The organism is Clostridium sp. MB05 (assembly GCF_046581255.1).
In the GTDB taxonomy this organism is placed as follows: Bacteria; Bacillota; Clostridia; order Clostridiales; family Clostridiaceae; genus Clostridium.
The window spans coordinates 1,274,819-1,300,171 of the sequence record NZ_CP174370.1; the positions used below are offsets into that span (position 1 = coordinate 1,274,819).

13 protein-coding genes and 1 other RNA gene are annotated in these 25,353 nt (G+C 31.2%); 11 read left to right on the forward strand and 3 right to left on the reverse strand.

Annotated elements, in window-relative coordinates:
- Positions 1-181: 181 nt before the first annotated feature.
- Positions 182-534: a transfer-messenger RNA gene (ssrA, locus tag ACH36K_RS06070) on the forward strand.
- 127 nt (positions 535-661) lie between these two features.
- Here ssrA and ACH36K_RS06075 read toward each other — a convergent pair.
- On the reverse strand, positions 662-1,222 hold the full coding sequence (locus ACH36K_RS06075; RefSeq protein WP_411170057.1) for a TetR/AcrR family transcriptional regulator: 561 nt from the start codon (positions 1,220-1,222) through the stop codon (positions 662-664).
- A gap of 125 nt (positions 1,223-1,347) precedes the next feature.
- On the opposite strand from ACH36K_RS06075, the gene ACH36K_RS06080 reads away from it, so the two are divergent.
- The 7 genes from ACH36K_RS06080 to ACH36K_RS06110 all read left to right on the forward strand — a co-directional run bounded on the left by ACH36K_RS06080 (position 1,348) and on the right by ACH36K_RS06110 (position 16,782).
- On the forward strand, positions 1,348-3,069 hold the full coding sequence (locus ACH36K_RS06080; protein ID WP_411170058.1) for an NAD(P)/FAD-dependent oxidoreductase: 1,722 nt from the start codon (positions 1,348-1,350) through the stop codon (positions 3,067-3,069).
- Positions 3,062-4,327 (forward strand): NAD(P)/FAD-dependent oxidoreductase, encoded by a 1,266-nt coding sequence (locus tag ACH36K_RS06085; protein WP_411170059.1) that lies wholly within the window; start codon positions 3,062-3,064, stop codon positions 4,325-4,327. The genes ACH36K_RS06080 and ACH36K_RS06085 overlap by 8 nt, the downstream gene beginning before the upstream one ends.
- Positions 4,328-4,678 carry a DUF1667 domain-containing protein gene (locus tag ACH36K_RS06090; protein WP_411170060.1) on the forward strand — a complete coding sequence of 117 codons (351 nt, stop codon included), beginning with the start codon at positions 4,328-4,330 and terminating at the stop codon, positions 4,676-4,678.
- A gap of 13 nt (positions 4,679-4,691) precedes the next feature.
- Complete coding sequence (locus ACH36K_RS06095) at positions 4,692-6,227, forward strand: FGGY-family carbohydrate kinase (RefSeq protein ID WP_411170061.1); 1,536 nt, start codon at positions 4,692-4,694, stop codon at positions 6,225-6,227.
- Between the two features lie 84 nt (positions 6,228-6,311).
- Positions 6,312-8,051, forward strand: a complete 1,740-nt coding sequence (locus tag ACH36K_RS06100) for an FAD-binding oxidoreductase (RefSeq protein ID WP_411170062.1) — start codon at positions 6,312-6,314, stop codon at positions 8,049-8,051.
- 268 nt (positions 8,052-8,319) lie between these two features.
- Positions 8,320-9,945 carry a family 20 glycosylhydrolase gene (locus ACH36K_RS06105; RefSeq protein WP_411170063.1) on the forward strand — a complete coding sequence of 542 codons (1,626 nt, stop codon included), beginning with the start codon at positions 8,320-8,322 and terminating at the stop codon, positions 9,943-9,945.
- Between the two features lie 444 nt (positions 9,946-10,389).
- Complete coding sequence (locus ACH36K_RS06110; RefSeq protein WP_411170064.1) at positions 10,390-16,782, forward strand: Ig-like domain-containing protein; 6,393 nt, start codon at positions 10,390-10,392, stop codon at positions 16,780-16,782.
- 630 nt (positions 16,783-17,412) lie between these two features.
- Here ACH36K_RS06110 and ACH36K_RS06115 read toward each other — a convergent pair.
- Positions 17,413-18,357, reverse strand: a complete 945-nt coding sequence (locus ACH36K_RS06115; protein ID WP_411170065.1) for a hypothetical protein — start codon at positions 18,355-18,357, stop codon at positions 17,413-17,415.
- Between the two features lie 603 nt (positions 18,358-18,960).
- Between ACH36K_RS06115 and dhaK the strand changes: the two genes are divergently transcribed.
- The 3 genes from dhaK to dhaM are packed head-to-tail and all read left to right on the forward strand — an operon-like array spanning position 18,961 to position 21,003.
- The gene (dhaK, locus tag ACH36K_RS06120; protein WP_411170066.1) at positions 18,961-19,959 is read left to right on the forward strand and encodes a dihydroxyacetone kinase subunit DhaK; all 999 of its coding nucleotides are present in this window, start codon (positions 18,961-18,963) and stop codon (positions 19,957-19,959) included.
- 12 nt (positions 19,960-19,971) lie between these two features.
- Entirely contained in the window at positions 19,972-20,595 is a 624-nt protein-coding gene (gene dhaL, locus ACH36K_RS06125; RefSeq protein WP_411170067.1) for a dihydroxyacetone kinase subunit DhaL, read from the forward strand.
- Between the two features lie 18 nt (positions 20,596-20,613).
- Positions 20,614-21,003, forward strand: coding sequence for a dihydroxyacetone kinase phosphoryl donor subunit DhaM (gene dhaM, locus ACH36K_RS06130; RefSeq protein ID WP_411170068.1), 390 nt, complete (start codon positions 20,614-20,616; stop codon positions 21,001-21,003).
- A 115-nt stretch (positions 21,004-21,118) separates the two neighbouring features.
- On the opposite strand, the gene ACH36K_RS06135 is transcribed toward dhaM, so the two are convergent.
- Complete coding sequence (locus ACH36K_RS06135; protein WP_411170069.1) at positions 21,119-24,841, reverse strand: discoidin domain-containing protein; 3,723 nt, start codon at positions 24,839-24,841, stop codon at positions 21,119-21,121.
- Positions 24,842-25,353: the final 512 nt, after the last annotated feature.

The window sequence follows — 25,353 nt, forward strand, 5'->3', positions numbered from 1 at the left end:
TTCAGTCTCATTTAAATTTTTATAAAAATTTCATCTAAAAATTAAAAATTCAAGCTGTAGAAAATATAGCTAATTAATGGAGAAACTACATAATCCAGCTCGGTTGACAGAAAATTTTTTATAATATATAATTACTACACGGAATGAAAATTGAATATTCGCGTTAAACTAATTTTAACCTGGGGATGTTTTGGCTTCGACGGGGGTAAGATGGGTTTGATAAGCGAGCCGAGGCAAGCATGTCACCTCGATAATAAAGTATGCATTAAAGATAAACGCAGAAGACAATTTTGCATTAGCAGCTTAATATAGCCGCTCATCAGTCCGGGATGCCCACGTCTCGGGTCGCTGGTGTCATAGAGTGGGAAACGAAGTTTAGCAAAGCTTTGAGCTAAAGGGGTATTTATGAAGCTAGGGAATTAGGAGTTTGTTTGTGAGCGAACTAAGGACCGAAATTTTAGTCACAAACTACGCTCGTAGAAAGTCAAGCTGGTCTGCTTTCGGACACGGGTTCGACACCCGTCATCTCCACCATAAAAAACCCACGATTTTTAAATCGTGGGTTTTTAATTTTATAGATATAAACTCATTATAGAATTCATTTTTAGCTAAAGGGATTTCTTCAGACTACATACCATTTCTAGATGTAAGTATTTATGTTTTATTTAAGCATAAATGAAACAGTCTTTTTTATAAACTCCTCACTATTAAACTCAGGATTATTAAGTTGATTTTGTATTAATATCCCATCCATAGTAGTAAGTAATAGCCAAGCAAAATATTCTCCATCAAAGTTAGGGAGTCTTTCATTAATCTTTTTAGTTAGATTTCTTTTAAAATAAAGATATCTTTCAACATATTTTTCTCGTAAAGATGTATTTTCAGAAACGCAGGCCCCAATTAAATAAAGTCTTAAATTTCCATATTCTTTTTCAGCACCTCTTTCTAAAACATATTTAAAAAGTCTTGGAGCACTCGTATCTTTTTCTTTATTTTCAACCCAAACTAGTAAATCATCAGCAAGTTTAGAAACGTATCTATCAATAATATCAAATAGTATGTCTTCTTTATTATTGTAGTAATAATACAAAGTTCCTTTGCTTATATTTGATTCCTTTGCAATTTTAGCAAGAGTAATATCATCAAAGGACGTATTGTGTAAAAGTGAAATTGTATTTTTAACAATTTTTTCTTTAATATTCGAATTAAGTGGTGAAGCCATAAAATATCTCCTAACAAACTTTATATTAAGAATCGTATATAATTGTAACATATTTCCAAAGATAACTGAATATATTTAGATTAATGAATTAAGTCAGTCGGTTGACTGACAAAGGAGATGAGATAATGCAGTCACTAAACAAGCTTAAGAAAAAATTATACAAGCAGTTTGGGAATAGTATTAGCGTAACAGAAAAAGATAATATTATAACATTAAGTGGCAATTTAAATAGCTGGGATGATGTTGTAAATGCAGGTCGTATATGTGCTGATAGAAAAAGTGGAAGGCATGTTGTTAACAATATTACTTGTAGTAGTATTAAGGCTATGCCTATGAAGATCCCTTCATTAAGGGATAATGTTCTTGAAGGAAAAAAAATTGATGCTATTATAATTGGAGCTGGAATTGTTGGATGTGCTATTGCTAGAGAACTAAGCAAATGGAACTTAAGTATTTTATTAGTTGATAAAGAGCATGATGTTGCACTTCATGCCTCAGGTAGAAATGATGGAATGATACATCCGGGTATAGATTTGAAAATTGGACAGATAAAACAGAAGTATAATGCACTAGGAAATAAAATGTATGATGAAATTTGTAAAGAGTTAGATGTACCTTTTAAAAGAACTGGCCAGTATCTAGGGTTTACAAGTAAATTTATGAAATATATATTACCTTTAGCTCCAAGGCACTGGAAACGAATGAATGTGCCTTGTAGTTATGTGAGTAAAGAGGAATTACTAAAAAGAGAGCCTAATTTAAATAAAAATATTAGTTGTGGACTTTTCTTTAAAAGTGCAGGAATTGTTTGCCCTTATGGGTTAACTATTGCTTATGCTGAAAATGCAGTTGATAATGGAGTGAAATTAAGCCTTGATACTGCTGTACTTAATATGAAGGTTGAGGATGGAGTTATAAAAAGTATAACTACAAATCGTGGCACAGTTTACCCTAAGATTGTAATAAATGCAGCAGGTGTCTTTAGCGAAGATATTGCCAAAATGGCAGTGGACCACTTTTTTTCAATACATCCTAGAAAGGGAACAAATTCTATCTTAGATAAAAAAGTAGCTTTTCAAGTAAATACTATTGCTTCCTTAATGGGAACAGTAGATACACAGAAAGCAAAATCTAAAGGTGGAGGAGTAGTAAGCACCATAGATGGTAATTTATTAGTGGGACCAGATGCTATAGAAACTCATAATAAAGAGGATTTTTCAACTAATGCTGAAAGTATTAAAAGAGTATTTGAAAGGCAAAAGGAAATTTCTCCATTATTAAGTAGATCTGATATAATAACCTATTTTACTGGTGTTAGAGCGGCTACATATGAAGAGGATTTCATAATAGAAAAAGGACACTTTACTAGAAATATTGTACATGCTGCAGGGATACAATCACCTGGTTTAACTGCAGCACCTGCAATTGCTGTAGATGTAGCCCAAATGACAGTTGATTTACTTTCAAAGAATAATAATATTGAAAAGAATAAGAACTTTAATCCTTATCGTAAGAGGATAGTAAGAACTTCTGAACTTGATATAGATGAACGGAATAAGCTAATAAATGATAATCCTGATTATGGCGTGATTATTTGTCGGTGTGAAGAAATAAGTAAGGGAGAAATAATAGAGTCATTACGTAGGTCTGTGCCTTGTGACACTTTAGATGGAGTAAAGAGACGTGTAAGACCAGGGATGGGGCGTTGTCAAGGTGGTTTTTGTAGTCCATTAGTAGTACAAGTTATTGCTGAAGAAAAGGGAATAGAATTAAAAGACGTTTTTAAAAACGGCCAAGAAAGTAATATTGTTTATCGTAGCACAAAGGAGGAGATAGAAAATGAATGATGTTGAAAGATTTGATGTTGCAGTTATTGGTGGAGGACCAGCAGGACTTGCAGCTGCACTTTCAGCAGAGAGTGAAGGTGCAAAGGTAATATTAATAGAACGTGAAAGTCGCCTTGGTGGAATATTAAAACAATGTATTCATGATGGATTTGGGCTCGTAAAGTTTAAGAAGAAAATGGCTGGACCTGAGTATGCACAAAAATTTATAGAAAAAGTTAAAAAAAGTAATGTGCAAGTGGAATTATTAACCTTTGTAATTAATATTAAGAAAGAGAAGGATTTAATTCATCTTACTTTAGTAAGCAGAAGTGGAGTTCGTAAGATTATAGCAAAAAGTCTTGTATTAAGCACTGGTTGCCGTGAACGTACAGCAAAACAGATTGGGATTCATGGTACAAGGCCTTCTGGTATTTTTACAGCAGGAACTGCACAGTATTACACAAATATTTTAGGACAGTTACCTACTGAACGTTGTATTATTCTTGGAAGCGGTGATATTGGACTGATTATGGCTCGTAGATTAACTCTTGAGGGAGCAGAGGTTCTAGGCGTATATGAAGCTAAACCTACACCAAGCGGACTTATGCGTAATATTTCACAGTGTTTAGATGATTTTAATATTCCACTTTATACAAGTCATACAGTAACAAGGGTATTTGGGGAAGAAAGATTAACCTCTGTGGAAATTGCAAAGGTAGATGAAAACATGAATCCTATAAAAGGAACTGAAAAAATAGTAGAATGTGATAGCTTAATTTTGTCAGTTGGACTTATTCCAGAAAATGAGCTAGCTGAGGGATTAAATATTTCTTTAGATACAAGAACAAAAGGACCTATAGCTGATCAAAACTATATGACAATGGAAGATGGGATTTTTATCTGTGGTAACGCTATGCATGTAAATGACCTTGTAGATTATGTATCAGAAAGTGGAGAATCGGCAGGAAAGGCTGCAGCAAATTATTCTAAAAGTAATCGTGTTATGGCTAAAATTAATTCAGATAATAGCTTTTTATATACCATACCACAAAGAATTGATATTAATAAAGTTTCTGATAAGACAGTTATATTTTTTCGTTCAAATAAAGAGAGAGGTGAAACTATTTTAACTCTAACAGTTGATAATAAAGAGATTTTTAGTAAGAAATATAGAAGTTTACGTCCTCCTGAGATGGAACGTATAGTAGTAAATTTTAATAAAGTCGAAATATATGAAAATAGTAATATTCAGCTTTCATTAAGAGAGGTGCATAAATAAATGGATATGATATGTATTGTTTGTCCAATGGGCTGTAAGCTCTCCGTAGAAATGCAAGGAGAAAATATAAGTGTAACGGGAAATAATTGCAAACGTGGGGAAGAGTTTGCAAAAAGTGAAATAATAAACCCAGTACGTACCTTGACAACTACAGTAAAAACTATTTTTAAGGAAATGCCACTTTTACCAGTACGCACTGATGGAGAAATTCCAAAGGAAAAAGTATTTGATGCTATGAAAGTATTAAATAAAATAGTTATAGATTATGAAGTTAACTGTGGAGATGTTATTCTTGAAAACATTTTAGGGAGTGGCTGTAATGTAATTGCAACAAATAGTATTAATAAATGAAGGGAGTAATATTATGTCTACACCTTTGGTATTAACCTTTGATATGGGGACTCAAAGTGCAAGAGCTATGCTGGTAGACGCCAATGGAAATATTGTTATGAAGTCACAAAAGAAATATGCACAGCCCTATTATGCAAAAGAACCAGGCTGGGCAGAACAAAGTGCAAATTTCTATTGGGAATCTCTTTGTGAGGTAAGTTTAGAGTTAAAAAATCAATGTGGTGAACTATGGGAGGATATAATTGCAGTAACATGTACAACAATTAGAGGGAGTTATATTTGTGTAGATAAAGATGGAGAATCTTTAAGAGATTTAATTTTGTGGTTAGATAAAAGAGAAACAGTAGATATGGAACCAATAAAGATGACAACAAAACTTTTATTCAATTTAATTGGAATGGGGGAAGCTGTTGAGCTACAAAGGAAAGTATCTGCTTGTAACTGGATAAAAACTTATGAACCTGAAATATGGGATAAAACATATAAATACTTATTATTATCGGGATATTTAAATTATAAGCTTACAGGGAAATTTATTGATTCCTGCGCTAATATGATTGGCCATATACCTTTTGATAGCAAATCAAGAGGATGGATGGGAGCAAATAATATTAAGAGATGTATATTTGATGTAGAGAAGGAAAAGCTATGCGACTTAGTTGAACCAGGAGAAATTATTGGTGAAATTTCTTTAGAGGCTAGTGAAATGACTGGAATTGAAACACATCTTTCTTTAATAGCTACAGGGTCAGATAAAGGATGCGAAACACTTGGACTTTCATGCTCAACACCTAATAAAGCAGCTATTAGCTTTGGAACTACTGCAACTATACAACTTACTACTGATAGATATATGGAGCCGTTACCTTTTATTCCTGCTTATCCTGCAGTGCTAAAAAATCACTATAATCCAGAAGTGCAGATTTATCGTGGATATTGGCTTATATCTTGGTTTAAAAAAGAGTTTGCAGCAAAAGAGGTAGAGCAGGCAAAAGAAAAAGGTATTGATCCTGAAGAGTTGTTAAACGAAAGGTTAAAAGAAATTCCGCCAGGTTGTAATGGTCTTATATTCCAGCCATATTTTACTCCAGGCGTGGTAATGCCAAAGGCAAGAGGAGCAATTATAGGTTTTTCTGATATTCATACAAGAACACATATATACAGGGCTATAATTGAAGGGATAAACTTTGCATTATTAGATGGAATGAGAACTATTGAAAGAAGAGGAAAGCTTAAAGTTGATAAGGTTTTTGTTGCTGGAGGAGGATCTAGAAGTGATAAAATATGTCAAATAACAGCTAATATGTTTGGGATTCCTGTTTGTCGCATTCAAACTCATGAAGCGAGTGGACTTGGAAGTTCTATAGTTGCTTTTATTTCAAAAGGTGTTTTCTCAAATATAGATGAAGCAGTAGAAGCTATGGTTCATATTAAAGATGAATTTATACCTGATATGAAAGAGCACAAATTATATGAAAAATTATTTAATGAAGTTTATAAAAAGATATTTCCAAAGCTTTTACCTTTATATAAAAAGAATATTACTTAAATAAATATTTAGTTTAAGTAGCTAGTAAATATGAAAAGATATAAAGAAAATTAATTATTACTACTTAATAAGAGGAGGAAAATTATGTCACATCCATATAAAGATTTTGAACCAAAGTGGGTTAATGAAAAATTTAGTAAAAAATCTTACCGTTCTATTTTCAAGTGGGGGGAACCATCACAGATTAAAGCCCCAAAAGAGAGCTTATATAAGATGATTAAAGAAACCTTTGGATTAGATGATGAATTCTTTAAGGAATACAAAGAAGATTTGGGCTTTGATGAAGTTAAATATGATATTCCTTGTAAATTAAGTAAGGTACAAATTGATAGATTTAAAGACATAGTAGGTGAAGACTTTGTACGTACAGATGATTATTCTAGGTTATCAGTAGCTTATGGAAAAACTATGTATGATATTTTACGTCTTCGTAATAAGATTATAGAGAATATTCCAGATGTAGTTATTTATCCTGATACAAAAGAGCAAATTGAAAAGATTGTTGCTTATTGCACAGAGGAAAAAATACCTGTTTATGTTTATGGTGGTGGCTCAAGTGTTACAAGAGGAGTTGAATGCACAAGAGGTGGAATTTCTCTTGATATGAGATTAAGATTTAACAAGGTTATATCATTTAATGAAGTAGATCAAACAATTACTGTTGAAGCAGGGATGAGTGGTCCAAAATTAGAAGAAACATTAAATAATGCTGTTAAGCTTTTTAAAGCAGAAAGAGCTTATACTTGTGGTCATTTCCCACAAAGTTTTGAATATTCATCTGTAGGAGGATGGGTTGTAACTAGAGGAGCTGGACAAAACAGTACCTATTATGGATGTATAAGTGATATTGTAATGGGTCAAGAATATGCAACGCCAATAGGCAATATTAAAACAGATTCCTATCCAAGAAAGGCTACTGGACCTGATATTGGACAAATTATGATGGGTGGAGAAGGGGCTTTTGGAGTTTTAACTCATGTAACACTAAAAGTATTTCGTCATACTCCAGAGACAATTAAGAGATTTTCATTTATGTTTAAAGATTGGGAAACAGCACAAAAAGCTGCAAGGGAAATAATGCAAAGTGAAGCTGGATTTCCATCAGTATTTCGTTTATCTGATCCAGAAGAGACTAAGATTATGCTAAGGTTGTATGGAGTAGATGAAAGTCCATTAAGACGATTATTTAATATTAAAGGATTCAAAGAAGGGGAAATGTGTTTATTCCTTGGATTTACCAATGGTGAAAAGGGATTTAGCAAAAACTGTGCGAGGATTGCAAAGAAGGTTGCAAAGAAATATGAAGGGATGAACCTAACAGGGATAGTTACAAAATCATGGGAAAAGGGACGTTTTAATGATCCATATATGCGTGATACTATGCAGGATTTTGGAATTGTTACTGATACTATGGAGTGTAGTGTAAATTGGAGCAATATGTCTCAAGTTCATCGTGATGTAAGAGCTTACTGTAAAAGCAGACCTAATACAATATGTATGACACATATGTCTCATGTTTATCCTCAAGGAGCAAATTTATACTTTATCTTTATAGCAAAGATGAGTGACCCGGCAGAATATAAAGCATACCATGCAGGTATCCTTGATGCAATTCAAAAAGCAGGAGCTTCAATGAGTCATCATCATGGTATTGGTAAAATGTTTGGGCCTTGGTTAGAGGGCTCATTAGGCAGAAATGAATATAGCATTTTCCGTGCTTTAAAGAATCATTTTGACCCTGATAATATTATGAACCCAGGGGGAACACTCGGTTTAGATTTGCTGGAGGAGGAGAAGAAATTTTTGCGAAGTGATATAAAATAGGAAGGATTCAGAGTGTGCCCTGGCAAAATCTATAATTGAGGTATAAGATAAAATTTAATATGAAATAATATAGAATAAAGGTTTATCTAAAGGATAGACCTTTATTTATTAGTATATTTCTATATTTATAAGTATTTTAATTTTATCAACAATTTATAGTATATACTATCGGATTTAGGTTATAAAATAATAATGAATGCTTCAAAGCAGTTACCATATAAAATATTTAATAAAGTAAATATCTTATATATGTAAGGAGGATTAATTAATGAAAAATAAATCTAATACATATTGGAAATTCATATCTATAATATCTATAATGATGGTATTTCTAGTACTAGGAGTAGTTTCTTTCAAAGCTATGTCTAAGGAGACTAGTAAATCAGAACCAACTTTTTTAGGAGAAAGTAGGAATAATAATAATATTATTCCTAAACCTATAAGCTATGAAAGTGGAGAAGGGAAATTTATACTTAAAAAAGATTCTTCAATTTATGTGAAAGGGAATACTGAAGAAGAAACAGAAGAAATTGTTAAAATTGCAGAGTTTATAAAGGGAAAATTAAAAGCTTCAACAGGATTTCAGTTAAATATTATTAAAGGTGATAATCCTACACCTGGTAGTATTTATTTAACTACTATAGGAGGAGAAGAAGAAGATGGAAATGAGGGTTATAAAATTGTAACTACTCCAGAAATGGTTAAGATTATTGCATACAAGCCAGAAGGGATTTCAAGAGGAGTTCAAACATTAAGACAGTTATTTCCGCCAGAAATTGATAAAGGAACTAAAGTAACTAATGTAGAATGGAGTGTTCCAGTTTCAATAATAGATGATAAACCTGAATATGAGCATAGAGGATTAATGATTGATGTAGCTAGGCACTTTTTTACTGTAGATGAAATTAAACGTCAAATAGATCTTGCTGCTCAATACAAAATAAATAGGGTTCATTTACATCTTACTGATGATCAGGGGTGGCGTATAGAAATAAAAAAATGGCCAGACTTAACTACTATAGGTGGAAGTACACAAGTAGGGGGTGGACCTGGAGGATACTATACACAAGAAGAGTTTAAAGATTTAGTTAAATATGCAGCTGAACGATATGTAGAAATAATCCCTGAAATTGATATGCCAGGGCATACTAATGCAGCACTGGCTTCTTATGGATTTTTAAATCCAGATGGTAAAAAGAAACCTTTATATACAGGTACAGAAGTAGGTTTTAGTTCTTTTATGACTCATGATGAAAAGACATATGAATTTATTGATGATGTAATTAGGGAAATTTCTGAGATATCACCTTCAAAATATTTTCATATAGGAGGAGACGAAGCAGATAGTACTAAAAAAGAAGATTATGATTATTTTGTAGGGAGAGTATCTAAAATAGTTCAGAAATATGGAAAGACTCCAATAGGTTGGGACCCAATTGATACATCTCCAGAAATAGATTCAAGTGTAGTATTACAAAATTGGAAAGATTCAAATGAGGCAGCTAGAGCAAAAAACATGAAAATTATTATTTCAATTGCACACAAAGCTTATTTAGATATGAAATATAACGAGAGCACACCATATGGAGAAACATGGGCAGGTTATATTCCAGTAGAAACTGCATATAAATGGGATCCTACTGATTATGCTCCAAAGGAATTAGTTTTAGGTATAGAAGCACCATTATGGACAGAAACAATTTCTGATACAAAAGCTATGGATTATATGATATATCCAAGATTATTAGGTTATTCTGAAATAGGCTGGACCCCTAAAGAGTCTAGGGATTGGAATGAATATAAGATTAGATTAGAGAAACACGGGGAGATAATGAAAAATAAGGGGATAAATTATTATAAAGACAGTAATATATGGGGATCTGAAAAGAATTGAAAAAGAGAATAATGTTTAAAATGAAAAAATAAATTTAAATATAGGGCTGTCGCACTAACAAATGTTATTAAATTTAATATTATTATAGCTTTAAAAAGTCATCTAAAGTACTTTTGTACTAAATAGATGGCTTTTTTTAGCTTAAACAAAGGGAAAAAGGTTTTTGAACTGATAAATTAATAAGGATAATTTTCTAATATAAATTTAGATTTTTACATTAAAGTTAAGAATTTTCATACATTTGTTAAGTTTTTCGTATAGAAGTCAATTTATTAAGGTTCTACAATTAAATATGTAAGCTAAGTCAATTATGATGATATTTTGTAAGATAGTTTAAAGTTTAATATGGAAAATATCTTATAGAAGATTTAAGGAGGTAAGAATAAAACGTTTAGTTAAAGGGTATTGACAAAAGATGGTTAAAATGATGAGGGGAGATAAAGTATGAAGTTTAAAAAGATATTAAGCTTAGTTATAGCTACAGTAGTAATTACGACTTCTTCAGGAATAACAACATTGGCAGATACTATAGCAAGAGATAATAGTGAAATAGTTAGTACTATAAATAATGAATCACAAAGAACTATATTATTTAATGATGATTGGAAATTTAATTTAGGGGATGTAGCAGAAGCAAAAGAAAAAGATTTTGACGATAGTCAGTGGAGAAATTTAAGCTTACCTCACGATTGGAGCATAGAGTTAGATTTTAATAAAAATTCTCCAGGACGCTATAATGGGGGATATCTAGATGGTGGAATTGGCTGGTATAGAAAGAGTTTTGTGCTTCCTAAAGAAATGGAAGGAAAGAAAATAAGCATTAACTTTGGTGGAGTATACATGGATAGTTATGTTTATGTAAATGGAAAGCAAATAGGTAATAATCCTTATGGATATACCCCATTTTCATTTGACATAACAAAGGATGTAATATGTGATGGCGTTACTGAAAACGTTATATCAGTAAAGGTAAATAATAAGCAACCAAGTAGTAGATTTTATTCAGGTAGTGGTATATATAGAGATGTTAATCTTACAGTAACTGAAAATGTTCATGTTGCAGAATATGGTACTTATGTAACTACACCAGACTTAGAAAACGAATACAAACTAGGTAGAGCTAAAGTTAATATTAAAACAGATATTATGAATGAGGAATCTACAGACAAAGAAGTAAGCGTTAAATCAGTTATAGTAGATGCCGAAGAAAATAGCGTAGCGGAAAATGTAACTACTGAAGTAGTTAGTTCAGGTGCTACTAAGAAATTCAATGCAGATGTAACTGTTGATAATCCAATACTTTGGGGAACTGAAAATCCATATTTATATAATGTGGCTACTACTGTAATTATTGATAATAAAATAGTAGATGAGTATGAAACAGATTTTGGTATTAGATGGTTTAATATGACTACCAATGACGGGTTCTTCTTAAATGGAGGACAAATGAAGCTTGAAGGTGTATGTATGCACCATGACCAAGGTTCTTTAGGAGCTGTTGATAATAAGACATCAATAAGAAGACAAGTTAAAAAGTTAAAAGAGATGGGAGTAAATTCTATAAGAGTTACTCATAATCCTGCTTCACAACACTTAATAGATATTTGTAATGAAGAGGGAATTCTTCTTGTTGAAGAAGCTTTTGATACTTGGTATGGCGGAAAGAATCCATATGATTATGCAAGATTTTTTGAGCAAAAATCAATTCATGGAGATATGACTTGGGCAGAGTATGATCTTAAACAAATGGTTAATAGAGGAAAGAATGATCCAAGTATAATGATGTGGTCATTAGGAAATGAAATATGGGAAACAAGTGAATCTAAGGGGTTAGAAGTAGCAAAAAATCTTCAGAAGTGGGCTAAGGAAATTGATACTACAAGACCTACAACAACTGCAGAAATTCAACTTGCATTTGGGGGGGGAGCTTGCGAAAACGTATCTAGTACTGTAGATGCTGTAGGCTTTAATTATGCGGAACATGAATATGATAAATATAAAGAAAAATATCCAGATTGGATAATTTATGGCTCAGAAACTTCTTCTGCTGTAAGAAGTAGAGGAGTATATGCACATCCAGAAAAAATTGGTATAGGCGATAATCATCCAGATTTACAACAATCTTCTTATGATAATGATCGTGTTGCGTGGGGTAAAACAGCAGAAGACTCATGGAAGATAAATAGAGATAGAAAATATGTACTAGGAGAATATATTTGGACAGGCTTTGATTATATAGGAGAACCAACTCCTTATTATGATAAATTTCCATCAAAATCTTCATATTTTGGAGCTATAGATACAGCTGGATTTGAGAAGGATGCATTCTATTTCTATCAAAGTCAATGGTCAGATGATCCAATGGTTCATTTATTACCACATTGGAATTGGGAGAATGATGATAGTATAAAGGTTGATGGAGATAAGATATTAGTATATGCATATACTAATGCTAATTCTGTTGACTTATATTTTAATGAAGATGTAACAAGTACTGATTTAGGTAACTTAGTAGAAAGTAAAGCATATGAAGTTACAAATGCAGGTTACAATGGAACTTATAAAGAGACTAAGGATGGCAAGCTTCACTTAGAATTTAGAGTTCCTTATAAACCAGGTAAATTAACTGCTGTTGCAAAGGATGAAAAGGGTAAAGAAATTGCAAGAGATGTAGTTAAAACTGCTAATGATGCTAAAAAGATTGATTTAAGCGCAGATAGACAAGTTATAACTGCAGATGGATATGATTTATCATTTATTACAGTTGATGTAGTTGATGAAAATGGAACTTTAGTTCCAGATGCTGACAACTTAATAAATTTTGACGTTAAAGGTAATGGTAAAATTGTTGGTGTTGACAATGGTAATGCTGCAACTGCTGAGAGATATAAAGATAATAAGAGAAAAGCTTTTAGTGGTAAGGCTTTAGTTATTGTTCAATCAACAAAAAATGCTGGTTCATTTACATTAAAAGCAACAAGTCCGGGACTTTCTTCTGATAACACAACAGTATACACTGTACCGGAAGAAAAATTAAGTGAAAATAAGATTCTTGGATATAATGTAAGTGATATTACAGTACCTATTAATGGGGAACTAAAGCTTCCAGAGAAAGTAACAGCACTTTATGCAGATGGAAGCAAAAAAGAAGTAGATGTTATGTGGGATTCAGTTCCAGAGGATGCTTTAAAAACTCCTGGAATATTTAAAGTTAAGGGAACTGTAGCAGGTAGTGATATTCCAGTAAATATTAAAGTAATAGTTAAAGATATTATTGGGGTATTAGATTCTAGGATGTTATTACCTGTTGGAAAGAAAGACAAGCTTCCGACTGAAGTGTCAGTAGTAAGTAATGATGGAAGTATAGAGAAGTGTCCAGTAACTTGGGAGAGAGAGTTAACAGCAGAGGATGTTAATTCACCTAAAACTATTACAATAGAAGGTAAGATTGCAGGTGTAGAAAGCTTACATCCTAAAGCTATTGTAGTTGTATCTAATAATTTTAAAGAAGTAAATATAGCATTAAATGAAGGTAAGACATATCCAAGAGCATTTGATGGCTTTAGTCTATATGATAGTGTAAATAATATAAATGATGGTATAGTTTCTAAGGTGAGTAGCCCTAAAAACAGATGGACAAACTGGGGGAAACCTGGAGAAAACTATGATGAATATGTTGGTATAGAGCTTGATAAAGAATATTCTATAAGTAAAATAGGAATTTCACTATATACTGATGGTGGAGTTGCTATTCCGAGTGAGATTTTAGTTGAATATTGGAACGGTAATGAATGGGTTTCTGTTTCTAATCAAAGTAAGACAACAGGATTTTCAGCAGAAGGCACAGAAGAAATTACTTTTGATGAAGTAGATACAACTAAAATAAGAACTTTATTAAAAGAGGATACTGTAGCTAATAAGGCAGTTGGTATTACTGAATTTTACATTTACTCTAATGTAGTAGAGAGTAATGCTACAGCGTTATTAAGTGATATTAAAGTAAATGATGCTAGTATTGAAGGTTTTAATGAGAAGACCAATCAGTATGCAATTAATCTACCATATGCTTCAAAGGTACCAGTAGTTATAGCTACTGCTAAGGATAATGCAAGTGTATTTGTAGTTCCAGCATTAAATGTTGATAGTAACGCTACTGTTATGGTTACAGCAGAAGATGGAAAAACTAATAGTTATATAGTTAATTTTTCAGAAGGTGATCCACAATTAACTTCAGCAACAATAGAATTATCTAAGAAGAATATAATTGAGGATGATATTGTTGATATTATAATAGAGGGAACATTAGAAGATGCTTCTTCAATTGGCAAAGATCAAATACAAGCTAAATATAACATATCTTCTAAGAATTCTGGGGAAGCGAAAATAGACAATGGTAAGTTATATGCTTATACAGAAGGAACAGTAATTCTAAATGCGGAAGTAACTTATAAAGGTAAGACTGTTAGTACTGAAGATATAGAAATAAATATTGGAAAGAATCCAGCTAAAAAGACGATTATTTCATATGAAAAAGTAAATGTAGAAACGAACAAGGGAGTTGCACCAATATTACCAGAAAAGGTAAAAGCAATATATGATATTGGATTACCTAGAGAGGTAAAGATTACTTGGGATAATATAAAGGAAGATTTTTATAATAAGTACGGGGTATTTGAAGTAGAAGGAACTGTTGAAGGACAAGCATTAAAAGCTAAGGCAAAAGTGGTTGTTAAGGGGTTATCAGCAGTACAAAATGTTTCACTTGCAACTAATGTAAAGGTGGAACCAAAGCTTCCACAAACGGTAAAGTCTTACTATACAGATGGAACAATAGTTGATCTTCCTGTTACTTGGGAAGATTATGATAAAGAGCTATTAAGTAAAGTTGGAACTTTTGCTGTAAATGGAACAGTAGAAGGAACAGATAAAATTGTAAATGCAAGTATCAGAGTAACTGATGTAACTGTAAAAGGTATTAACTTTGCAGGAACAAGAGTAGGTTTCGATTTGGCAATGGCAATAGCTTCATATACACATGAACCATATGATACCATTAAATCTGTAAATGATGAAATGATAGATAATAAGAGATGGACTAACTGGGCAGACGCTTCAAGAAGAAGTGGTGATTGGGTTGGAGTTATATTCGGAACAGATGTACCAGAGGATAAATATATAAATAATCTAGAAGTTAATTTCTTTGAAGATCATGGATGCAGCCTTCCAGAAAGTTTTGAAATACAATATTATGTTGGAGATAAGGTTGTTCTACCAAATAAACCAGGACAGGTATTAATGGAGGCAGAAAACCCATTTAACGATGATAGTAATTGGGTAAAAGTATCTAATTTAGTTTCTAATCCAGAAATTACATCACCGACAGATACAAATTATTATACTTTTGATATGGTAAAGACAAAGGCTTTAAGAATAAAGATGAAAGCTAAGAGTGGTAAAGGTTTAGCAATAAGAGAAATGCAATCCTTTGAACAGAGAGTAGTACAAAATTCAGATTTCATTGTAAATGGAATAAAAGTTAATGGAAAAGATTTAGAAAGCTTTGCTTCAGATAGATATAATTATACAATAAAGTTAAAGGCTAATGAAGATTTACCAGCAATAACAGTAGATGCAACTAACAATGCATCAGCATCTGTAGTTTATACTGTAGATAATTCAGAGAAGCTAGAGGTTACTGTAAGATCTGAAAATGGACTTAAAGAAGTAAAATATGGAATAACTTTAGAAAGAGAAGTTGAACAAGGTGAAGTTGATAAAACAGCATTAAGGATGGCAATAGATTATGCGGTAGATGCTGAAGCTAATGGAGCTTTAGAAGGTGTTGTACCAGTGGTTGTTAAAGAGTTTAGAGCTGCATTAGAAGATGCTAATAAAGTTTATGCTAAGGTTGACGCTACTACAGAAGAAGTTAATGAAACATTTACTAGATTGGTTAATGCAATTCATATGCTTGAGTTTAAGGCTGGAGATAAGACAGAGCTTAATAGACAGATTGAAATAGTTGAAGCTTTAATTGAAGGTAAGTACACTGAAGAAACTTGGTCAAGCTTACAAAAAGTATTAGAAGAAGCTAAAAAGGTATCAGCAGATGAAAATGCTTTAGAGAAGGAAGTTAAAGAGGCTCATGATAAATTAGTTAATGCTATTAGCAAGTTAGAGGTTAAGCCAGAGCCTGCAAATAAATTAAATCTTAAGAATATGATAGAAAAGATTGAAGCGTTAAATAAGGAAGAATATATACCATCTACATGGGCAAAAGTAGAAGAAGTTTTAGCACATGCTAAGGTTATATATGAAAAAGAAGATGCTACACAAGTTGAAGTAAATAAAGTTTATGAAGATTTATTAAAATCATATATTGATTTAAGATTAAAGCCGGATAAGTCTAAACTTGATGATTTAATAAATAAAGTTAAGGAAATGGATTTATCTAAATATACTAATAAGACAGTTGGAAATTTAAAGGCTGCATTAAATAGAGCAAGTGAAGTTTTAGATGATGAAGAAGCCACTAATTCAATTGTAGAAAAAGCCGTTAAAGATTTAGAATTAGCTGTAGCTAGTTTAGAAGAGAAAAAAGACAACGAAGGAAACAGTGGTAATAACAATAATAATGGAGATAACAATAACCAAGGCAACAATGGAAATAATGGAAACAATAATTCAGGAAACAATAAGCCAAATAAAGACAACGGAAAAGGTGGTGAATTACCTAGTACTGGAGCAGCTGTTTCATCTACAGTAATGTTACTTTTAGGAGCTGGAGCAGTTATTGCAGGAGCTAAAACTTTAAAGAAAAGAAAAAGAGAAGAATAATAGAGTTTACTAGAAATAAAATATAGAAGGATTGTAAGATGACATTTCAAATTCATTTTACAATTCTTCTTTTTTATAGAATTAATAATATTAGCTGGATTTGGTGTAGTTACTAATTGTAATATCATAGTAACTACAATAACATCAATATTTGGTGTAGTTACTAATTGTAATATCATAGTAACCACAATAACATCAGGATTTGGTGTAGTTACTAATTATAATATCATAGTAACCACAATAACATCAGGATTTGGTGTAGTTACTAATTATAATATCATAGTAACCACAATAACATCAGGATTTGGTGTAGTTACTAATTATAATGTCATAGTAACTACAATAACATCAATATTTGGTGTAGCTACTAATTATAATATCATGGTAACCACAATAATAGTAATTTTATTAGCAACACTTATTTTTTTAGTCTTAGGAATTATAGGAAGAAATAAAATACAAGGACTAACACTAATATAATGGCTATTTTTTTATAAAATTTATATAAAGTAATGGACACTCCTATTCTTAGATAATTAATATTTTATCTAGCTAAGAATGGAAGTGTCCATTATTTTATACTAACAGTATATTTAAAAGTCTTATATTAATTTGATTTTCATTAATAATTTACAAATTTATTTCTTCTGCTTTTATTTTATAATTAGCTTCTCTATATGCTTTTTTAATATAAGAGAATGAACCAATAGCAGTAAGAAGATAACCAATAAGCAAATCTTTCATAAATGCTTCTCTAATAGAAGGCTCTTCTAAGAAATCTGGAACAGCTTTCAATGCATCAAAGAATGTTATATAATAATCCATTTTAAATTCTGAGTAAATATCAATAGCTAAGGAAAAGTGGTTAGCTAAATAAACCATTAAGATAGTAATTATAGAGGTGATGATAACACCTAATAAATTAAGTTTTCCTCCAAGCATTTGATACCCTTTAATACAACAAACAGCAATAGCTAGTCCAGCGATTGCAGCTATATAATTCATTTGATATATAATTATCCAAAGAACAGATCCGAGTAATGCTCCTATAAAGCCACCAACAATTCCACCAACTACATTATTACCTTTGTTTTGAACATTATTTTGCTGTTCAGTTATTGTATTTTTTATTTCTAACTGGCAGTTCTTGCAACAAGGAATAACAGTAGAGCCTAATAAAAATGGTGTTACTTCTATCCCTTCACCACAAGAACTACAGCAAGTAACTAAATTGTTCATAATAGCAAAATCTATTAACTTATTTAATATAGATAATACTATTTCTGGATTACGATGCTTTTTATACTGTGGGGTATATTGTAGTTGAATGCTAGAAGGTTTATATGCTGCATAATTAAGTTTTTTAAATTCAGTTGTTAAATCATGAAGAAAAGAATTCAGTTTATCTTCCCCAAATTCAGAAGTAAGTTTTATAGGAAAATCAATATAATATACATAGTTTATTGAATTTATTGAAATATTATATCCCCTATAGTTTCCAAATAAAACATCCTGCTTGTTAATAGAATTTAAGTTAGTTGACTCAGCAAGACTTAAAAGTAGTTTATCTTTCATTTCAAATTACCTCCATTACCATCTATTAATATACACAAATAAAAATTAATATTTTTATAAGCTTAATTTAGAAAAATTAATATCCCCCAATATTAATTTAAAAAATTAAGTTAGTTATAATAGTGTCTTAATATATTTTAAATTTGTGTAATTATACCAAAAATTCATTAATATAGCAAGTAATATTAAATGATTTTGTGACAAATTTTTGGTTCTAAAATAATAAAATAGAGTTTAAAAAACTACTTAAGATACTACCGTAAGTTTTTAGGGGGTTCTTTTATATATTCAAAGAGTAATGCTAAGAATATGAAGTGTAAAATAAGGGTTTAACTAATAATATTATTATCATCTAAATAAAGAAATAAAACCATTGTTACGTCTTTATAATTCCTAATGTATTGATAAAATTTGTAAAAGATGATAATATTTTACTATGATAGATGTGAAAGCTAGTAGTATTCAAGTATGTCAAATAATTTATAAATAGGTAGATTTAAATACTTTTCATAAAGTAGATAATAGACATCTTATCATAAATATATTTGGCATAATTACTGCTTTAAATATAATTAAAGATATTTTTGGGAGGAGAGTGTGGTTATGAAAAAGGTAATAAATGATCCAAGTAATGTTTTAAATGATATGTTAAAAGGTATTGAGTATGCATATCCTGAGTATTTAAGAAAGATAGAAGAAGGAAATGTTTTAGTAAGAAAGGATAAGGCTACTAATAAAGTTGCTATTATTTCTGGTGGAGGAAGTGGACATGAACCAGCTCATGCAGGCTATGTTGGATATGGAATGTTAGATGGGGCTGTTTGTGGAGAAGTATTTACATCACCTACTCTGGATCAAGTTTATGAAGGGATTAAAGCTGTTGACAGTGGCAAAGGTGTGTTGTTAGTAGTAAAAAATTATACTGGTGATATCATGAATTTCGATATGGCTAAGGAAATGGCGGAAATGGAAGGTATAGAAGTTGCTAGTGTAATTGTGAATGATGATGTTGCTGTTGAGGATAGCCTTTATACAGCTGGAAGAAGGGGAATTGCAGGCACTGTATTTGTTCATAAAATTGCAGGAGCTATGGCTGAAAAAGGTAGAGATCTTTCTGAGGTTAAAAGAGTTGCAGAGAAGACAATTGAAAACGTTAAGAGTATGGGAATGGCAATATCATCTTGTATAGTACCAGCAGCTGGTAAGCCAAACTTTAATTTAGCTGAAGATGAAGTTGAAATTGGAATTGGTATTCATGGTGAGCCAGGAACTCATAGAGAAAAGATTTCAACAGCTGACTCTATAGTAGAGCAGTTAGTGGAAAGAATACTTTTAAACATAGATATTGAAAAAGGTGAAGAAGTAGCAGTTATGGTTAATGGTTTAGCAGCTACACCATTTATGGAACTTTATATAGTAAATAAAAAGCTACATGAAATGTTAGGAGAAAGAGAGATAAAAATATATAAAACCTTTATAGGTGAATATATGACATCTCTAGAAATGGCAGGATTCTCAATTTCAATTTTAAAATTAGATAAGGAATTAAAGAGTTTATTAGATGAAGAAGCAGATACACCAGCATTAAAAGTTTTTAAATAGGAGGATATACTTATGATAAATGGAATAAAGGTAAAAGAAATATTAAGAAAGATAAATTCAGTTATGGAAGAAAATAAACTATATTTATCTGAGTTAGATGCAGCAATTGGTGATGGTGACCATGGATTAAACATGAGCAAGGGATTTGCAGCAGTAGTTGATAAAATAGATACATTACAAGATGATGATATAAGCAATATAATAAAGGCTTCTGGAATGGCTTTAGTATCTAATGTAGGTGGAGCATCAGGTCCCTTATATGGTACAGCTTTTATGAAAGCATCAATGGTTATAGCAAAGAAAACTGAAATAGGAATAGAAGATTTTATTCATATGCTAGATGCGGCACTAGAAGGTATTAAGATGCGAGGCAAAGGAGTTTTAGGAGAGAAAACTATGATAGATTCTCTTGAACCAGCACTTCTATCAGGCAAAAAGGCTTTGGCAGAAGGTATAGAAGCTAAATTAGTATTAAATAAAATTCAAGAAAATGCAGAAAAAGGAATGATTAGCACTAAGGATATAGTAGCAACTAAGGGAAGAGCAAGTTATGTTGGTGATAGAAGTATTGGACATCAAGATGCTGGGGCTACATCTATGTATCTTATATTAAAAACAATTTCACAAGAAGTATAGCAAAGGTAGGATATAATCATGGTTGGTATAGTTATAGTTTCACATAGTAAAAATATCGCAGAAGGGATTAAGGAGCTATCAATGCAAATGGCCCCAGAAGCAAAAGTAGCAACAGCAGGGGGAACAAAGGACAATAGAATAGGAACTGATATGGAGAAAATAACCGAATGCATAAAAGAAGTTTATAGTGAGGATGGAGTACTTGTGTTATTTGATTTAGGAAGTGCTTATATGAATGCAGAAATGGCTATAGAATTTTTAGATGAAGAGCTACGAGATAAAGTTATCATTGCAGATACAGCTATAGTTGAAGGTGGACTTACTGCAATAGTAGAGGCATCTATGGGAAGAAATTTACAAGAAATTAAAGATTCAGTAGAGGTTATGAAATTAAATAAAATGCCATAAAGAGATTAGTAAGCACGGTTAAGTGTAAAATCAATGTGGAAAATTCTTCAACTAAAAGAAATAGGGATAGTAGGTAGATTTTTGAAAAACTAAATCTACCCACTGTTCCTTTATTTTATTTAAATATTTTACTTGATATAAAGTTTAAATCATAATCATCTACTTTTCCATCATAATTAATATCAGAGTTAATGCTCTTAATATTTGTATCATCTACATTTCCATAATGCTTAGAAGCTATTGCTAAATCCGATATATTAATAAGCTTATCTTTATTTACATCTCCTGTTGTATCAGTTATTAAATACTTATTGAGGATATATATTTCATTTTTTAAGTTTTGAACTTCGAAGGCAATATCGTATTCAGTAGCCATAGGATCATTGTATACTTTTTCAGAGTTAGAAATAATTTCAGTGAGTTTATCTTTAACACCTTTTAGGTATTGACCATTTTCAGTACCTTCAACTATAGTACTTAAGAAGGCTTTTGCTTTAATTATTTCATCTTCTAAACTTTTTCTACTTACAGATCCATACACTTCAAATTCATAGAAAGAATATCCATATCCAGAACTTCTCTTAACACCCTGGAACTTAACATATCGTGCTTGTACTGGAGCAAAGAGTAGTGATTCTGTTCCTCCTGATCCATTTTCTTTATTGTAAACTTCTGTATAGTTTTTTCCATCTTCAGAAACTAAAATTTTATATTTTGTTGCATATGCTGATTGCCAGAATATCTTTACTGAAGATATTTCTTCAACCTTTCCTAAATCAACTTGAAACCATTCATTATCGTTATAATTTGAAGACCACCTAGAGTTTTTGGATGTTTTATCTCCATCTACAGCTTGATTAGGTCCTAAATAAGGCACTTCTGATGATGATGCTGTAGCAGTCTTATTTAAAGCTAAGTTTTCTTGTGGAGCTTCTATTTCAATTCCTGAAAGTTTGCTTATTTCTTCATTGGATAAAACTCTATTATAAACTTTTAAATCATCTAAACATCCATTAAAAGAATTAGTCTTACTTCCTATATAATTAAGTGGTAAAACGAATGTTTGAATATATCTACTGCCTTCACCACCAACTACACCAGGGATTCCATTACCTTCCAATCTTTCTTTGAATTGACCATTTACATATAAGCTAGTTCCTTTATTATCACCAGTTAAAGTTATATGTGTCCATTTGTTTTCAGGGACAATATAATTAAAATAATGGTTATAATTTTCTTTTGAAAAACCTAGTTTATTTGTGTCTCCTTGCTTTAACTTTAATTTTCCTTCCTTAGATTCCATAATTACAGCATCATTTTTATTGTTTTCACTTGGGTTAATCCATGTAGACATTGTCCATCCAAAGCCTAGTGAATCCATATTAGTTTCGATATAACTTTCTCCACCATTTAATTTAACAGAATTTCTAATTCTTCCATCCATGTTCATAGTTATATTTTTACCCTCTAAAGTTACATCTAAATCACTTTTGTTTGTTAGTTCATTATCAAAATCAATTCCTATAACCTCATTATTTGGAAGTTCTTCTTCAATTTTATGAGATATATTAGCATTTGGAGCTTCCCCTACATTTTGGCTTAATGTTTGGAAGGTGCTATAATCTATTTTACTATCACTACCACTCCACATTTTTTCTGATAAAGTTTGTACTGCTGGGAATATTCTGTCATGTGTATCATGTTTAGAAATTCCATTTCCATACTTATCATTCCAAAGAGCAAACATACCACCTTTAAGTTGAGGGAATCCATATGGGAAAGTTACATTGCCAATTTTATTTGGCTCCCAATTGTTATAAAGGCTACTGGTATTTAAATAGTCATAATAGTATCCAGCTGCTGGAACAATATAAACTGAACCATCTGGTATACTTACTAGATCATAACCTTGTTTTGACATTTCTATAGGATCAGCATATCCATTATACCAACAAGCAACAGTTGCATCATTACTTATTGGAGTTTTGCCATTTAAAGCAGTAAGTGATCCCCAGAACATAGGGTCTTTTCCGTAATCATTTACAAGGTTGATTAGATCATCAGCATATTTTCTAAATAACTCCTTAGTTGGTTGATCTGCACCTTTATATTCATCAGTACCTATATGGACATCTGGACCAACAAATACAGGGTCATCTCCTGATAAATATTCATCAAATAGATTTTTTACAAACTCGTATGTTTTTGGATTTTCTAAATTTAAATGATCAGGACCATATTTCTCACTTGCTATTTCAGGCATATAATGTGATATTGCTAAAGAGTGAGCTGGTGTATCTAGCTCCGGTATAATATTTATACCATAATTAATAAATTCTTTTTGAAAGTTTTTAAATTCTTCCTTAGTATAATGTCCATCTTCTGATGCTAATCCTGGATAAGTTTCGGATTCTATTCTAAATCCAGTATAAACTTTAGACCAATCATTACCGAACATTGAAGGGAAGGCGTTGTCATTAAGGTGGATTTGGAAATCATTCATTTTATACCAGGACATAAGTTTTGCTGTATCCTCTAAATAGCTAAGAGGGAAGTATTTTCTTGCTACATCTAGTGAAAAACCTCTTTTTCCGTACTTAGGGTAATCTCTTGCTTCACCTTTTGGAACATTATCTTTTCCTTCATCTTGCTTTAATATTTGTAATACAGATCTTGTTCCATAAAATACTCCTGTTTGTTCCGGGGCTATAATAGTTATATAGTCATCTATTGATAGCTCATATCCTTGTTTACCTAAAGTAGAATCTTCTTCATTTAATGTTAAATAGATATCACCTTCAGATGGTGAGCCAAACTCTACATTAAAATCTTTTCCTGTAATGTCTTTTAAATCTTTTTTTGTAATATCTGCTGAACTTTCAAGCTTGTCTTTGAATTCAGGATTTACAACTATAGTAGAATCGTCAGTTAAAGTATATTGACCATCATCCCCAGCCCATTCTCTTAATGAAGGAATAACAAATGGTTTTTCATTTTCTCCATCTTGAGGGGAATGGCTGCCAGGAATATCTATTTTTATATTTTTAGTAATTGCTGTTTTTTCCACATTATCCTTATATGCTAACTCATATAATAAGTTTACACTAACATCTTCTAATGGAGTTGTTATGTTTCCGTTTAAATCCAGTACTTCAGCTCTATCAGTACCATATAACTTTAAAGTACATCCTTTTGGAGCGTCAGGTAAAATTATAGATTTTCCATCTTCAGAGACAGTAGGTTGAGTAGTAAAATCTTGTGCTATATCATTAATATCTTTAGGTGGAGTTTCTTTATAGATTTCAAATTCATATAGTGAAACACAGTTCCAAACCGCAGGGCTATGTTTTTTTATAAACAACCTTACGTATCTTGAAGATACGGGCTTATCGAGAGTAATAACTTTTTTTCCTTCAGCACCATCAGTAATACTAGAAACTGTTTCCCAATTAGTTGCATCATTACTTATTTGTATGTCGTATTCCTTTCCTGCAGCAGCTTCCCAATAAAGATGGAATTCCTTAAATTCTTTAACTTCTTCTAAATCAACATAAATCCAAGCGCCTACATTTTCATTAAAGCTAGAGCTAGACCATCTTGAATCTCTTGATGCTCGGTTTCCATCAAAGGCTTTGTTAGGTGATAGTGATGAGGTCTCATTTCCAGATGAATAAGCTTTTTTATTTAAAGCTAAATTATAGTCAATTTCTTGAGACTGTATATTTTCATATATTATATTTTTATTTTCATTCATAAATGCATTAACTTGAACAGATTGTGATATTGTCATACTTCCAAATATTATGGCACTTATAAGAGCTATAAACTTCTTTTTCATTAATAATTCCTCCTAAAATATTTATTTTAAATCTAATACATTAGTAATTTAAAATAGTTTAATAACCTTAGAATTAAGTAAAGCGTAAAGAATTGTATAGTTATTAAAGTGTAAGGTATTAATTTAGCTTCTAATTATCCCTCCTTCATTGTATTACCCAAAATTAAGTTTAATTAACTAAAGAATAGTATGGTAGACAACACCTCCTTTAAGAATTTACTGAAGCTATATTTAGTTAAATATAATTAAAAAAGAAAAGAGCTAGTCCCTCGGTAATAAAGAACTAACTCATGCCTTTTCAGTAACACGTTAATTAACTATATTATTAATAATATAATACTATCTTAACTTTTATTCCAATTTTTGTAAATAGGATTAGGATAGATTATTTAAATAAATAGTAATATGTAGCTCAACTATTAGAAGGAAAGCTTATTTTGGATAAATATACAAAAATATTCAGTGAATACATTTACAGATGGGATTATATGGTATATAATTGAATAAAAGTA

Excerpts from the sequence above, each read along its gene's own strand:
- ACH36K_RS06075 (WP_411170057.1), bottom strand. The coding sequence starts at position 1,222 with ATGGCTTCACCACTTAATTCGAATATTAAAGAAAAAATTGTTAAAAAT.
- ACH36K_RS06080 (WP_411170058.1), top strand. The coding sequence starts at position 1,348 with ATGCAGTCACTAAACAAGCTTAAGAAAAAATTATACAAGCAGTTTGGG.
- ACH36K_RS06085 (WP_411170059.1), top strand. The coding sequence starts at position 3,062 with ATGAATGATGTTGAAAGATTTGATGTTGCAGTTATTGGTGGAGGACCA.
- ACH36K_RS06090 (WP_411170060.1), top strand. The coding sequence starts at position 4,328 with ATGGATATGATATGTATTGTTTGTCCAATGGGCTGTAAGCTCTCCGTA.
- ACH36K_RS06095 (WP_411170061.1), top strand. The coding sequence starts at position 4,692 with ATGTCTACACCTTTGGTATTAACCTTTGATATGGGGACTCAAAGTGCA.
- ACH36K_RS06100 (WP_411170062.1), top strand. The coding sequence starts at position 6,312 with ATGTCACATCCATATAAAGATTTTGAACCAAAGTGGGTTAATGAAAAA.
- ACH36K_RS06105 (WP_411170063.1), top strand. The coding sequence starts at position 8,320 with ATGAAAAATAAATCTAATACATATTGGAAATTCATATCTATAATATCT.
- ACH36K_RS06110 (WP_411170064.1), top strand. The coding sequence starts at position 10,390 with ATGAAGTTTAAAAAGATATTAAGCTTAGTTATAGCTACAGTAGTAATT.
- ACH36K_RS06115 (WP_411170065.1), bottom strand. The coding sequence starts at position 18,357 with ATGAAAGATAAACTACTTTTAAGTCTTGCTGAGTCAACTAACTTAAAT.
- dhaK (WP_411170066.1), top strand. The coding sequence starts at position 18,961 with ATGAAAAAGGTAATAAATGATCCAAGTAATGTTTTAAATGATATGTTA.
- dhaL (WP_411170067.1), top strand. The coding sequence starts at position 19,972 with ATGATAAATGGAATAAAGGTAAAAGAAATATTAAGAAAGATAAATTCA.
- dhaM (WP_411170068.1), top strand. The coding sequence starts at position 20,614 with ATGGTTGGTATAGTTATAGTTTCACATAGTAAAAATATCGCAGAAGGG.
- ACH36K_RS06135 (WP_411170069.1), bottom strand. The coding sequence starts at position 24,841 with ATGAAAAAGAAGTTTATAGCTCTTATAAGTGCCATAATATTTGGAAGT.